General features: G+C 42.0%; 14 protein-coding genes. 11 read left to right on the forward strand and 3 right to left on the reverse strand.

Annotated elements, in window-relative coordinates; translation table 11 throughout:
- Positions 1-172 precede the first annotated feature (172 nt).
- The 7 genes from FEE42_RS08430 to ilvA all read left to right on the forward strand — a co-directional run bounded on the left by FEE42_RS08430 (position 173) and on the right by ilvA (position 7,822).
- Positions 173-550 (forward strand): hypothetical protein, encoded by a 378-nt coding sequence (locus FEE42_RS08430; protein WP_135969634.1) that lies wholly within the window; start codon positions 173-175, stop codon positions 548-550.
- A 157-nt stretch (positions 551-707) separates the two neighbouring features.
- Positions 708-1,343, forward strand: a complete 636-nt coding sequence (locus FEE42_RS08435; protein WP_059368745.1) for a tellurite resistance TerB family protein — start codon at positions 708-710, stop codon at positions 1,341-1,343.
- A 150-nt stretch (positions 1,344-1,493) separates the two neighbouring features.
- Positions 1,494-3,149: an acetolactate synthase 2 catalytic subunit gene (ilvG, locus tag FEE42_RS08440; RefSeq protein ID WP_059368746.1), complete on the forward strand. Its 1,656-nt coding sequence runs from the start codon at positions 1,494-1,496 to the stop codon at positions 3,147-3,149.
- Position 3,150: 1 nt separating this feature from the next.
- Positions 3,151-3,369 carry an acetolactate synthase 2 small subunit gene (ilvM, locus tag FEE42_RS08445; protein ID WP_164028199.1) on the forward strand — a complete coding sequence of 73 codons (219 nt, stop codon included), beginning with the start codon at positions 3,151-3,153 and terminating at the stop codon, positions 3,367-3,369.
- A gap of 10 nt (positions 3,370-3,379) precedes the next feature.
- Positions 3,380-4,198 carry a hypothetical protein gene (locus tag FEE42_RS08450; protein WP_164028200.1) on the forward strand — a complete coding sequence of 273 codons (819 nt, stop codon included), beginning with the start codon at positions 3,380-3,382 and terminating at the stop codon, positions 4,196-4,198.
- Positions 4,199-4,231: 33 nt separating this feature from the next.
- Positions 4,232-6,070: a dihydroxy-acid dehydratase gene (gene ilvD / locus FEE42_RS08455; protein ID WP_164028207.1), complete on the forward strand. Its 1,839-nt coding sequence runs from the start codon at positions 4,232-4,234 to the stop codon at positions 6,068-6,070.
- A 210-nt stretch (positions 6,071-6,280) separates the two neighbouring features.
- Complete coding sequence (gene ilvA, locus FEE42_RS08460) at positions 6,281-7,822, forward strand: threonine ammonia-lyase, biosynthetic (protein ID WP_164028209.1); 1,542 nt, start codon at positions 6,281-6,283, stop codon at positions 7,820-7,822.
- Between the two features lie 60 nt (positions 7,823-7,882).
- Here the strand turns inward: ilvA and FEE42_RS08465 are convergent, their stop codons facing one another.
- The 3 genes from FEE42_RS08465 to ansB form a co-directional block, all read right to left on the reverse strand.
- Positions 7,883-8,518 (reverse strand): hypothetical protein, encoded by a 636-nt coding sequence (locus tag FEE42_RS08465; protein WP_164028211.1) that lies wholly within the window; start codon positions 8,516-8,518, stop codon positions 7,883-7,885.
- A 109-nt stretch (positions 8,519-8,627) separates the two neighbouring features.
- A complete protein-coding gene (locus FEE42_RS08470; RefSeq protein ID WP_059368751.1) occupies positions 8,628-9,950 on the reverse strand; it encodes an anaerobic C4-dicarboxylate transporter in 1,323 nt (440 codons plus the stop codon).
- Positions 9,951-10,106: 156 nt separating this feature from the next.
- Positions 10,107-11,156 carry an L-asparaginase 2 gene (gene ansB / locus FEE42_RS08475; protein ID WP_164028213.1) on the reverse strand — a complete coding sequence of 350 codons (1,050 nt, stop codon included), beginning with the start codon at positions 11,154-11,156 and terminating at the stop codon, positions 10,107-10,109.
- Positions 11,157-11,390: 234 nt separating this feature from the next.
- Here ansB and FEE42_RS08480 point away from each other — a divergent pair, with 234 nt between their 5' ends.
- Genes FEE42_RS08480 through cysE form a run of 4 tightly spaced genes read left to right on the forward strand, consistent with a single transcriptional unit; the run spans position 11,391 to position 14,236 of the window.
- The gene (locus FEE42_RS08480; protein ID WP_059368894.1) at positions 11,391-11,837 is read left to right on the forward strand and encodes a rhodanese-like domain-containing protein; all 447 of its coding nucleotides are present in this window, start codon (positions 11,391-11,393) and stop codon (positions 11,835-11,837) included.
- A 12-nt stretch (positions 11,838-11,849) separates the two neighbouring features.
- Positions 11,850-12,362: a protein-export chaperone SecB gene (gene secB / locus FEE42_RS08485; RefSeq protein WP_059368753.1), complete on the forward strand. Its 513-nt coding sequence runs from the start codon at positions 11,850-11,852 to the stop codon at positions 12,360-12,362.
- Between the two features lie 57 nt (positions 12,363-12,419).
- Complete coding sequence (gene gpsA / locus FEE42_RS08490) at positions 12,420-13,427, forward strand: NAD(P)H-dependent glycerol-3-phosphate dehydrogenase (protein ID WP_164028826.1); 1,008 nt, start codon at positions 12,420-12,422, stop codon at positions 13,425-13,427.
- Between the two features lie 11 nt (positions 13,428-13,438).
- On the forward strand, positions 13,439-14,236 hold the full coding sequence (cysE, locus tag FEE42_RS08495) for a serine O-acetyltransferase (protein ID WP_059368755.1): 798 nt from the start codon (positions 13,439-13,441) through the stop codon (positions 14,234-14,236).
- Positions 14,237-14,241 lie beyond the last annotated feature (5 nt).

Raw genomic sequence — 14,241 nt, forward strand, 5'->3', positions numbered from 1 at the left:
TGGGCTTAATGGGGATACCAAAGTGAATGGGCAAAGAACCAATTGACCAAATTTATATCACTTAGCCATAAAAGCAGGTGTCCCCTTTAAGAAAAACATACATGATGAATATCCGGATATTCCCGAGCCGAATATTCCGGATAGTACAGATGATTTTGTGGATTCGGAAGCTATGCTTATACAAAATATGCAATCTTTGGGATGGTCGCAAGAATTGCAAGATTATTGTATGACCGCAACACGAAACCTGACAGAATTACATGATTTCTTGAATGAAGGCGAAAAGAAAACAAATGGCGGGCAAGGCGCATTCCGTGCGGATCGAAATATGCCGCATTTAAAGATTATGGCAAAATATGCCCATCATTCCGCCGGTATTTTTAAAGATGAGGTTTATCTCCCTGCACCTTTAGGTTTTAAGCATCGTTTGTATAACAAGACCGTCGAAGATATTGCTAAATCGCCGATAAATAGAGATACCCGCACAAAAATCCCAAAACGGAATGTGTTTGATAACGATCCTACAAAAGCGGTAATAAAAAACGATTAATAATGATAGGATTATCTTCCTTATAAGTTAGGGCATCAGCACAATGTTCAGGCTAACTGATCATCGCGCTTTCAAAAAGAGCGGTCATTTTTACGGAATTTTTCGTTAAAAAATAGGTCTATGAAACGGTTTTTCTCACAAACTAAAGGAACAATTTATGGATTTTAATCAAATTTTAAATCAAGTCGTCAATATCGCTAAAAACTCAGCGAGTAATTTACAAACCGGTAATCCGACATTGGATAACATCACCAAAGTAGGCGGCGGTGCTGCAATTACAGGGATTTTATCAATGATTTTAGGGCGCTCCGGCGGAGCGAGTTTAGCCAAGTTGGGCTCTTTAGCAGTATTGGGGAACCTGGCTTATCAGGCATATCAAAACTACCAAAAATCTCAACAAGTGCAACCTGTGATGTCTGCCAATGAATTTGACGTATTAAATTCGACTTCTCAACAAGAGGCGAGCGCGTTAATTTTACGCACAATGATTGCGGCGGCGGCGGCAGACGGTGAAATTACGGAAGAAGAAAAACAAACCATTGCGAATGAAATTGGCGATAATGCAGAATTAGCGCAATGGCTTGAGCAAGAAATGCAAAATCCGATTAGTGTGAATGAAATCGCCCGTCAAGTGGGGAATGACACCGCATTGGCGGCAAATGTGTATCTTGCGGCACGTTTGGTGAGCAAAGATTTATCCCGTAAAGAAATTATTTTTCTTGCGAATCTTGCCGAAGCATTAGGTTTAGATGAGGCATTGGTTGAGCAATTAGAAAAACAAGCCGGTTTTTAACCGCACTTTTTATCTTTTTAAAAAGCACGACAAGAAAAATTTGTCGTGCTTTTTTATTTTTTTCTCTTTTCGGCTCTACCAATGCGACAAAATTTCGCTACAATGAAAACCTTATCAAAAAAACAACAATAAACATAGGATGCAAACACGATGACAGGCGCACAACTCATCATGGCGTGCTTGAAGGCGCACCATGTTACTACTCTTTTCGGTTATCCCGGTGGCGCAATCATGCCCACTTATGATGCTCTTTATGATGCCGGACTCGATCATCTTCTTTGTCGTAATGAACAAGGTGCAGCAATGGCTGCCATTGGTTATGCACGTTCTACGGGGAAAGTGGGCGTATGTATTGCCACTTCCGGCCCCGGCGCAACGAACTTAGTAACCGGACTTGGCGATGCCATGATGGATTCCGTTCCCGTGGTGGCTATCACCGGTCAAGTGGCTTCGCCCTTAATCGGTACTGACGCTTTCCAAGAGGCAGATGTTCTTGGGCTTTCTCTTGCTTGTACGAAACACAGTTTTATTGTGCAAAGTGCGGATGAATTAGCGGATGTTTTCGCACAAGCCTTTGAAATTGCACAGAGTGGTCGTCCCGGCCCGGTATTAATTGATGTGCCACGCGATATTCAAGTCGGCGAAGTGCCCGAGCATATCAAGGCTTATGTCAAAACTCCCGCAAAACCGACCGCACTTTCCAATGAAAATCTTGCGCAGGCGAAAGCACTCTTAGCCGCCGCCAAAAAACCGGTACTTTATGTGGGGGGCGGCGTAGGTATGGCAAAAGCCGTACCGGCATTGCGTGATTTTTTAGCACAAACCAATATGCCGTCAGTTTCTACCTTGAAAGGATTGGGCACGATTCATCCTGAAAATGATGTTTATATGGGAATGATCGGTATGCACGGTACAAAGGCAGCCAATTTTGCGGTGCAAGATTGCGATTTATTGCTCGTTTGCGGTGCCCGTTTTGATGATCGTGTGACGGGAAAACTCGATACTTTCGCTCCTCATGCCAAAGTGATTCATTGCGATATTGATGGGGCTGAAATTCATAAACTGCGCCATGCGGATGTGGCGTTACAAGGGGATTTAATTCAAGCTTTGAATGCGTTAAAACAGCCTCTTGATATCGAGACTTGGCGGGCACAGGTTCGTGAACTCAAAGCAAAATTGGATTTTACTTATGTGGATAATGCGGGTGATCGCTCGATTGATCCTTGGGCGTTACTTAACACCCTATCCAAGCGTAAACCGCAAAATGCTGTTGTTTGTACCGATGTCGGCCAGCACCAAATGTGGTCGGCGCAACATATGCAACATTTTGCACCGGAAAATTACCTCACTTCCGCCGGTTTCGGCACGATGGGATTTGGTTTACCGGCAGCGGTGGGAGCAAAAAAAGCCCGTCCGCAAGACGAGGTGATTTTAGTCACCGGTGACGGTTCCTTAATGATGAATATTCAAGAGTTAGGCAGCATTAAACGTGGCAATTTAGCGGTGAAAATTTTACTGTTGGATAACCAACGCTTAGGTATGGTGCGCCAATGGCAAGATTTATTTTGGAAAAGACGCCGTAGCGAAACGATTTTGGAAGACAACCCTGATTTTGTGATGCTTGCCAATGCCTTTGGCATTCCGGCCGAGCGCATTGAGCGCGCCGAGGAAGTGGATGCCGCGCTCACAAGATTGCTTGAAAGCGACACTGCTTATTTATTGCAAGTGTGTATTCCGCCCGATGATTGTGTGTGGCCTTTAGTGCCGCCGGGCGCCTGTAATGCGGATATGGTGGAGGAAATGTAATATGAACAACTATCAAATTGAATTGAACGCTCGCCATCGCCCTGAGGTATTGGAACGCATTTTGCGCGTGATACGCCACCGTGGTTTTACCGTTACCACAATGCAAATGGAATTAATAGAGGATAAAGTGCGGTTAAAAATCACCGTAAAATCTGACCGCACTTTGAATTTGCTGGTGAATCAGTTGGTGAAGTTGCCGGATGTGGTAACAATAATATGAGGTAAATTATATGTCAGTTATCATTCTAGATCGAAATGTTATTAACCTTATTAAAGAGGTCAATTCAGGAAAGATCATAACTGATAGTAATAAATTAGATATGCTCCAGCAGCTTCAAAACTTGGATTTACCTCAAAATAGAATATCACCTATATTTTCAATAATAGAAGGGCAAAAAGGTAGAATAGAAAATTTCCAAGAAAAAAGGGATACCGCTAAAATTGAAACTACTGAACTAGAAGTATTCTTTAAAAATGCGACTGTGGATAAATATCCGATGGATAATATCGGTTCTTTGTATGCAAGTTTAGATGTTGATCGTTCTTATCTTGATACAAAGATAGCAATAGGAAAATTCTTGAAAAGAGCGAGTAATTTGCTAAGAGCTCCTGTAAGTGAAACGAATAGAGAAAAAATAGCAAACGATCTTATTGTATTAGCAAGAGAATGCAAGATATCTTCCCATGAAGGAGGAAAATTTGCGTTATTGTTAGGGTTTCTTTGTTTATATAGAGACAATAATGCATTGAAAATCATAAAATTCAAAAAAGCTAAAAAGATGAATCTTTATAATGCATTAAGTGATATTTTTCACTTTATTAACTTTATTAAAATAAAGGCTTACTTAGCTGCTTTTCATAGTTCAACACACATTAAATTTATTACTCTAGATAAGCCATTAGATAGTTTGTTTTCCTATATTGGAGAGGTTAGTAAAAGAGATATTGCAGATCAAAACTTAGTTGGTTATAAACTAGTTTTCTCTGAAAAACTAACTAGTATTTTACCAAATAATATTTTAGAAAAACTGCAACAATATGAAAGATAAAATTATATAAAAATTTACTTGGAGAGATTATTTATGCCAAAACTACGTTCGGCGACCAGTACACAAGGTCGTAATATGGCAGGCGCACGTGCCTTATGGCGTGCAACGGGAATGAAAGAAAATGATTTCGGAAAACCTATTATTGCTGTGGTGAATTCTTTTACCCAGTTTGTGCCGGGGCATGTACATTTAAAAGATTTAGGTCAGCTTGTTGCAAAAGAAATTGAAAAAGCGGGCGGTGTCGCGAAAGAATTTAATACGATCGCGGTGGACGATGGAATCGCCATGGGGCATGGTGGAATGTTGTATTCTTTGCCTTCCCGTGATCTGATTGCGGATTCTGTGGAGTATATGGTCAATGCCCATTGTGCTGATGCGATGGTGTGTATTTCCAACTGTGACAAAATTACACCGGGAATGTTAATGGCGGCAATGCGTTTAAACATTCCGACTATTTTTGTTTCCGGCGGCCCAATGGAAGCGGGTAAAACCAAACTTTCTGACCAACTTATTCGGTTAGATTTAGTGGATGCGATGATTGAGGCGGCGGATCCAAAAGTGTCTGACGACCGCATTGATGCTATCGAGCGTAGTGCCTGTCCGACTTGCGGTTCTTGCTCCGGAATGTTTACCGCCAATTCGATGAATTGCTTAACGGAAGCCCTTGGCTTAAGTTTGCCGGGTAACGGTTCAATGCTGGCTACCCATGCCGATCGTAAGGAATTATTTTTACAAGCCGGTCGTCAGATTGTGGAATTGTGCAAACGCTACTACGAACAAGATGATGAAAATGTATTGCCACGTTCAATCGGTACGTTTGAGGCCTTTGAGAATGCTATGAGTTTAGATATCGCCATGGGCGGATCAAGCAATACGGTTTTACACTTATTAGCCGCTGCACAAGAAGCCGGTGTGGATTTTAAAATGGCGGATATTGATCGCTTATCCCGTGTGGTGCCTTGCTTAAGTAAAATTGCACCGAATACCAATAAATACCATATGGAAGATGTACACCGTGCAGGGGGTATTATGGGCTTATTGGGCGAACTCGATCGGGCGGGATTAATCCATAAAAATACTCAGACTGTCTTGGGAATGAGCATGAGCGAACAGCTTGATCAATACGATATTATTCGTAACCAAGATGAAACATTGCACAAATTCTTCCGTGCCGGGCCTGCCGGTATTCGTACAACAGAGGCTTTTTCGCAAGATTGCCGCTGGGATAGCGTAGATAATGATCGTGTAAACGGCTGTATCCGCAATAAAGAAAATGCGATTTCTCAAGAAGGGGGATTAGCTGTGTTATTCGGGAACCTTGCCGAAGACGGTTGTATTGTGAAAACCGCAGGGGTGGATGAATCCATTTGGACATTTAGTGGTTCAGCCATTGTATTTGAAAGCCAAGAAGATGCCGTTGCAGGGATTTTGGGTGGAAAAGTGAAAGAAGGCAACGTGGTGGTGATTCGCTATGAGGGGCCAAAAGGCGGGCCGGGTATGCAAGAAATGTTGTATCCGACCAGCTATTTAAAATCTATGGGCTTGGGTAAAAAATGTGCCTTATTAACTGACGGGCGTTTTTCCGGCGGTACATCAGGACTTTCGATCGGGCATGCCTCACCGGAAGCCGCATCAGGCGGTGCAATTGGTTTGGTGCGTGATGGTGATATTATCAATATTGATATTCCAAATCGTGCCATTAATCTTCAAATTAGTGATGAAGAACTTGCTGCCCGCCGTGCGGAACAAGACGAAAAAGGTTGGGTTCCGGCAAACCGCCAACGTGAAGTCTCTTTCGCCTTAAAAGTATTCGGGCATTTCGCTACCTCTGCGGATAAAGGCGCAGTGCGGGATAAAACCCTGTTAAAATAAAATCGTAGGGTGGGTGGATTGATGACATCCACCTCCCTCCTTTATGCGTGAACTTAGGTTCACACACCCTACAAAGTGCGGTTATTTTCCCATGACTTTTAAAAACATTAGCAATATTGACCGCACTTTCGTTAGATGGGGATTAACCCATCAATAATCATCTGACATTTATATTAATGATAGGCAAAAATCTATCCAACAAACAGTATTATGAAAAACCTACTTACTAACCCACAACCCAGCCAAAGCGATTATATCAATGCGATCGTCAAACTTGGCTCTCGAGTCTATGAAGCGGCAACGGTCACACCGTTACAAAAAATGGGCAAATTGTCCGAACGTCTTCACAATAATATTTGGATTAAACGAGAAGATCGCCAACCGGTAAACAGCTTTAAATTGCGTGGTGCTTATGCGATGATCTCAAGTCTTTCACCAGAACAAAAAGCCGCAGGTGTGATCGCTGCTTCAGCAGGTAACCACGCACAAGGTGTCGCCTTATCCGCCAAAGAACTTGGCTTAAAAGCATTGATCGTGATGCCACAAAATACGCCAAGCATTAAAGTAGATGCGGTACGTGGTTTCGGTGGCGAAGTGTTATTGCATGGTGCGAATTTTGATGAGGCGAAAGCCAAGGCAATTGCCCTTTCCAAAGAAAAAAATATGACCTTTATTCCGCCTTTTGATCATCCGCTTGTGATTGCCGGACAAGGCACATTGGCGATGGAAATGTTACAGCAAGTGGCGGATTTGGATTATGTATTCGTACAAGTGGGTGGCGGCGGTTTAGCTGCCGGTGTCGCAATCTTGTTAAAGCAATTTATGCCTGATATCAAAGTGATCGGTGTGGAATCCAAGGATTCTGCTTGCTTGAATGCAGCCCTCGAAAAAGGCGAACCCACCGATCTCGCCCATGTCGGATTATTTGCAGACGGCGTAGCAGTGAAACGTATTGGTGATGAAACTTTCCGATTATGTCGTCAATATCTTGACGATATGGTGCTTGTCGATAGTGACGAAGTGTGCGCAGCGATGAAAGATTTATTTGAAAATGTGCGTGCCGTCTCCGAACCCTCCGGGGCATTGGGTTTAGCCGGCTTGAAAAAATATGTGAAAAAACATCATATTGAAAATAAAAATATGGCGGTAATTTTATCCGGTGCAAACCTGAATTTTCACACGCTACGTTATGTATCCGAACGTTGCGAAATTGGTGAAAATCGTGAAGCCTTACTTGCCGTCACTATGCCGGAGCAACCGGGAAGTTTCTTAAAATTCGTGCAGGTATTGGGGAATCGCGCGGTGACGGAATTTAGTTATCGCTATGCCGATGACAAACGTGCTTGTATTTTTGTCGGGGTACGTACTTTAGATGAAGCGGAAAAATCGGACATCATCACCGATCTCATACAAAACGGTTTTGATGTGGAAGATATGTCTGATGACGATATTGCGAAAACCCACGTGCGCTATTTAATGGGTGGACGTGCCGCTAATCCGAGCGAACGTTTATATACCTTTGAATTTCCGGAACAAAAAGGGGCGTTGTTAAAATTCTTAGAAACCTTGCAAAACCGTTGGAATATTTCCCTGTTTCATTATCGTGCGCACGGTGCGGACTACGGCAATATTCTCGCCGGCTTTCAATTGGGAGAAACAACACAACGTGAATTTGAACAAACCCTTGCGCAACTGAATTATGTTTATGAAGATGTAACCGAAAGTAAATCTTATCGTTATTTCTTGCGTTAGAAACAAGATAAAAAAATACCGCACTTTATCCCAAAGTGCGGTTATTTTTTGGTGCGTTTTTTATTTCACAAACTCACTAAATTCCAATTCATAATCATCGCCGTCCCGTGAGTATTTGATGTAACGGGGGAATTGTTCGCCCACGAATTTTTTCACCATAATATCTTTATTGCCGGTTTTAAAGGTGTAAGAGATTTCAGTCACTTTCTGTTTATTATATTCAATTTGTTTTTCGCTTTTCTTCACTTTCACATTTTCCATCGGGTAAAGTTTTTTACCGTTAGTAATTTGGAAACTGTCCGGTAATTTATCGTAATAACTTAGCTGAAATGCCATGGTGAATAAATCGAAAGTCGGTAATGTTAACGGCTCTGTTTTTAAGCCGTCTTTCATTTTGCCGTATTCGATAGTTGTCGGGGAAATTTTAGAAACCGAGTAAACTTTTCCGTTACGGCTGTCTTGATAATTCACCATATTAAATTGAGTAGCGGTTTGTGCGCCTCGTGAATTAAAGATGATGTTATAAAGCGGGATATTAATTTTTGCGTTCACTGAGTATTGCGTGCCATCCGCTTTAAAATGTACATAAGCCGGCATTAAATAGTTAGAACTGTATTTGATATTGTAAGCAACGGCAGACCACGCATTGGGAATATACGCTGCAAGAGTAATCAAAAAGATTTTAACAAGTTTCATTAATGTTCCTTATAAAAAATAAATATGTTTGTTAGAGCGGGATTTTATAGATAAGTTCGTAAAGATAAAAAACGGCGCAATATGCACCGTTTTTATTCGCTAACTGAATTTATAGAAGGACATTGGCGAGTAATAAACCAATCACTACGCTAAATACCATACTTAATAAGCCCGGTAGCATAAAGCTATGGTTAAAAATATATTTACCGATTTTGGTTGTACCGGTGGTATCAAAGTCGATAGAGGCAATAATCGGGCCGTAGTTTGGTACAAAGAAATAGCCGTTTACTGCCACAAATACCCCAATTAATATCGGCGCAGGAATGCCAAGTGCAATACCAAGTGGGAATAAAGTCGCTACGGTGGCACCTTGGCTATTGACCAGTACGGAAAGCACAAATAGTGCCAATGCAAATGTCCATGGGGCGGTTTCGACTAAACCTTTCACCATATCTTTTACTTCCGTCATATGCGCCTGCATTAAGGTATCACCCAACCACGCAATCCCAAGAATTGCAATAACCGCCCGCATACCGGCGTGGAAAACCGAACCTTTAGTGATTTCCGTGCTATCCGGTTTACAGGTTAAGACGATTAAGGCACCAATTGATAACATAATAATTTCAATGGTATGCGCCATTCCCATTGGTTTTCCGTCAAACATTGGACGTAAGGAAGGCATAGCCCCCATTAACACCACGAGTAATGCACCGAATAAGAAGAGAGAAACAGAAATTTTTGCCGTTTTGCTCACTTCTAGTTCTTTTATGTCTGTCGTAGAGTTAAAGGCATCGGCATATTTTGGATCTTTTAAACGACGTTGGTATTCCGGATCATCTTTAAGTTCTTTACCCATTTTGTTCACAAAAATGCAAGCAAGGAAGATACCTAAAAGGGTTGCTGGAATTGTTACCATTAACACATCACCAAGATGAATTCCTTGTGGTTCAAGATAAGCAACCACTGCAACAACTGCCGCTGCAATCGGACTTGCAACAATAGCAAATTGTGAAGCGATGACGGCCATTGAAAGCGGACGTTCAGGGCGGATGCCATTTTGGCGACTCACTTCTGCGATAACCGGCAATACTGAATAAGCCACATGACCGGTACCTGCTAAAAACGTGAATAACCAGGTCACAGCCGGTGCGATGAAAGTAATGTGTTTTGGGTTACGACGTAAAATTTTCGTTGCGATTTTGATCATATAATCTAAGCCACCAGCCGCTTGCATTGCCGCTGCGGCAGCCACTACCGCCATGATCATAAACATCACATCAATGGGTAAACCTGCCGGTTTCAATCCAAAGCCAAAGGAAAGGATAGCAAGACCTAAACCACCGAATACACCAAGACCGATACCACCTACACGTGCACCCACCAGGATACACAATAGCACGATGGCAAATTGTAATAAGAACATTGCAGACATATTGCCCCCTAAGTTAAAGAATAAACTGTTATATTGCTATAGAAACCGCCGCCAATATAGCAACAAATAGGTACGGATTCTATAATTTAGATCAAGAAACGCTGTCTCTTATACGAAAAGTGCGGTTATTTTCCACCGCACTTTTCACTTGTCAAGTTAGAAATCTTCAAAGTATTGCTGAATAACTTTTGGATCTTTGGTTTGTGTTAAAGCGAGTTGTAATAATACGCGTGCTTTTTGTGGATTTAAGGTACCTGAAGCCACAAAACCATATTGAGAATCATCCACTTCTGCATCACGTGTCGTATAGCCCGTCGGCACTCGAGAAGAACGCACGACAGACACTCCATCTTTTGCTGCTTTTTCTAAGCGTTCCAAATGGGCGGTATTCAGATTACCATTCCCGACCCCTGCCGTAACAATACCTTGGTAACCCGCGTCCAACAATGCATTTAGTGGCTCAATTGGCGCATTAGAATAGGCATAAACAATCCCCACTTTTGGTAAACTGTCTAATTTTTCCACATCAAATGGTGTGTTTACCGTATGTTTGCTTTCCGGTGAACGTTCATAATCAACTTTACTGTTATGAATATAACCTAATGCGCCAAAATTCGGTGAATGGAATGTTTGCACGGCGGTTGTGCTGGTTTTTGTAACATCACGCGCACCAAGTACTTCATTATTCATTGCAACAAGCACACCGCGACCGACCGATTTTTTATCGGTCGCAACAACAACTGCGTTATATAAATTTAATGGGCCATCGGCACTTTTTTCGGTTGCAGGTCGCATCGCGCCGACAAGAACAACTGGTTTTTCGCATTTGACGGTGAGATCCAAGAAATATGCGGTTTCTTCCATCGTATCGGTACCATGTGTAATCACAAAACCATCGGTATTGTTACATTGAGCGTTAATGGCTTTAGCGAGTTTTAACCATACATCGTCGTTCATGTTTTGCGAACCGATTTTCACTATCTGTTCACCTTTAACATGAGCAAGTTGTTTTATTTCCGGGACTGCATCAATTAACGCTTCGATATTTAATTGACCAGCTTTATAGGCGGAAGAGACGGCCGTTGCACCGCTACCGGCAATAGTACCGCCCGTGGCTAAGATCGTAATGTTCGGTAATTCTGCTGCTTGAACCGTAGAAATACTGAACCCTAGCATGGTTAATACCGCTAATTTTTTTAACTTCATCGAATATTTCCTTAATAAGAGTAATAATGTAACTATCTTCTACTTAATTAGGAGTAGAAGAAATAGATATATACAATATTTATGATCGGGATCACATTTCCTTTTCGTGCTTGTGTAAAAATTAACCTGATTGGTTTTCTAAAGAGAATTTTTTTGAAAGATAATGCAAGTATGGTTATACTTAAGCCCTATTTTATTCAGTCAGATTTTAATCAACATAATATTGAGATAACAATGCAAGAATTTTTGCCTGATGCAATTCAGTTTGCACAAAAACATACTTTACTAACTGTTTCTTGGTTTGCGATTTTCGCCCTAGTGATTTACAGTTTTTTCAAATCGGCTACCGAGAAATTTAAAACGGTTCAACATCCCGAAGTGATTCGTTTAATCAATAATGAAGATGCGGTTGTTATCGATCTTCGTACCTTAGATGAATTTCAACGTGGTCATATTATTAATAGTATCAATTTACTTCCAAGCGATATTAAAAATGCTAATCTTGGCAAAATTGAACAGCACAAGGAAAAACCATTGGTTTTAGTGGATGTTAACGGCGTATCGGCACCGGCATCGGCAGCACTACTGACCAAACAAGGCTTTGCCCGCGTTTATATCTTAAAAGACGGTATTTCTGCTTGGTTGGGTGCGAATTTACCTATCGTTAAAAAACACAAATAAGGAACTAAAATTATGTCAGAACAAAATCAACAACCTGAAGTGGCTGCAGAGGAATCACAAGCCGTCTTACAAATTCAGCGTATTTACGTTAAAGATGTTTCTTTTGAAGCGCCGAATCTTCCGCATATTTTTCATCAAGAATGGAAACCTAAACTAGGTTTTGACCTAAGTACAGAGACCGTGCAATTAGGCGATGATTTATATGAAGTAACACTCAACATTACGGTGGAAACCACATTGGAAGATTCCGGTGATCTTGCTTTCCTCTGTGAAGTGAAACAGGCGGGCGTATTTACGATTAGCGGTTTGGAAGAGGTGCAAATGGCACATTGCTTAACTTCACAATGTCCGAATATGTTATTCCCCTATGCACGTGAATTAGTCGCAAGTTTAGTGAACCGTGGTACATTCCCGGCGTTAAACCTTTCCCCGGTGAATTTTGATGCCTTGTTTATTGAATATATGAATCGTCAGCAAGGAACGGTGGAAAATCCCCCGGCTGAAGAGAAAGAAACGCAACATTAATTCTTAATTTAAAAAGGGCAGGCTGTGGGCTTGCCCTTTGTTTTTGAGGAGAAAATGATGATTCCATCCCGAACACCGATTACAGTGCTTGGCGCAGGTTCTTACGGTACTGCATTAGCGATTTCTTTTTCGCGTAACGGCTCGCCGACTTATTTATGGGGGCACAATCCTACACATATTGAGCAGATGCGGAGAGAACGCCAAAACCAACGTTTTTTACCCAACATTCCCTTTCCGCAAGAGCTCTATGTGGAACAGGATTTGGCACAGGCACTTCACCAATCGCAAGATATTTTAATCGTTGTACCCAGCCATGCTTTTAACGAAATTCTCAGCAAAATTCGACCGCACTTACAGCCTCATCATCGCTTGATATGGGCGACAAAAGGCTTAGAACACGGAACCGGACGACTGCTGCAAACAGTCGTAGAGGAACAACTGGGGACAAATTATCCTCTTGCCATCCTCTCCGGCCCGACTTTTGCCAAAGAGCTCGCACAAGGTTTACCCACCGCCATTACGTTAGCAGCGAATAACGAACAATTTGCCCTTGAATTTCAGGCTCGCATTCATTGTAGTAAACACTTTCGTGTTTATGTGAACTCCGATATGATCGGCGTGCAGCTTGGCGGTGCAATTAAGAATGTGATCGCGATCGGTGCCGGTATTTCGGATGGAATGGGATTTGGAGCAAACGCACGTACGGCATTGATTACACGGGGTATTGCCGAAATCAGCCGTTTAGGGGTTTCTCTTGGTGCAAATCCGAATACTTTTATCGGTATGTCAGGTTTGGGCGATCTTGTTTTAACCTGTACCGATAACCAATCCCGCAACCGCCGTTTTGGGCTGATGTTAGGGGAAGGATTGGATGCTCAAGCGGCAATGGAAAATATCGGGCAAGTAGTAGAAGGTTTTTATAATACAAAAGAAGCCTATTTGCTGGCACAACGCCAAGGTATTGAAATGCCGATCACAGAACAAATTTATCAGATGCTCTTTTGTGGTAAAAAGGCACAAGATGTGGTTCATAGCTTACTGGGGCGCGAACGGAAAGGCGAATAAAAGGAGAAATAATGATATTAGATGTGTGGCAACATATTCGCCAAGAAGCTAAAGAATTGGCTGAAAACGAGCCAATGCTCGCCAGTTTTTTTCATTCTACAATTTTAAAACACCAAAATCTCGGCAGTGCATTAAGTTATTTACTGGCTAATAAATTGGCGAATCCCATTATGCCAGCAATTTCCTTACGAGAAATTATTGAGGAAGCCTATTTGGCGGATCCAGCCATTATTGATTACGCCGCTTGTGATATTAAAGCCGTCCGCCAACGGGATCCGGCAGTGGAATTATGCTCTACGCCATTACTTTATTTAAAAGGATTTCACGCCATTCAAAGCTATCGAATTACGCATTATTTGTGGAAACAAAATCGTAAGGCATTGGCGCTTTATTTACAAAATCAAATTTCGGTTGCCTTTGATGTGGATATTCATCCGGCGGCAAAAATCGGTCACGGTATTATGTTTGACCATGCTACAGGCATTGTAGTAGGGGAAACCTCTGTTATTGAAAATGATGTTTCCATTCTACAAGGTGTCACCTTAGGTGGGACAGGCAAAGAATCCGGTGATCGTCATCCTAAAGTGCGAGAAGGAGTGATGATTGGCGCCGGTGCAAAAATTCTTGGGAATATCGAGGTAGGCAAATATGCCAAAATTGGGGCAAATTCCGTCGTGCTTCAACCTGTTCCGGAATATGCCACCGCCGCAGGCGTACCGGCACGCATTATCGGTAAGGATAAAGCCGCCAAACCGGCATTTGAAATGAATCAATATTTTATTGATGATGGAATGAATTTGAATATTTAAGAGAA

Origin of the sequence: Rodentibacter caecimuris, assembly GCF_010587025.1 — a bacterium.
Classification (GTDB): Bacteria; Pseudomonadota; Gammaproteobacteria; order Enterobacterales; family Pasteurellaceae; genus Rodentibacter; species Rodentibacter caecimuris.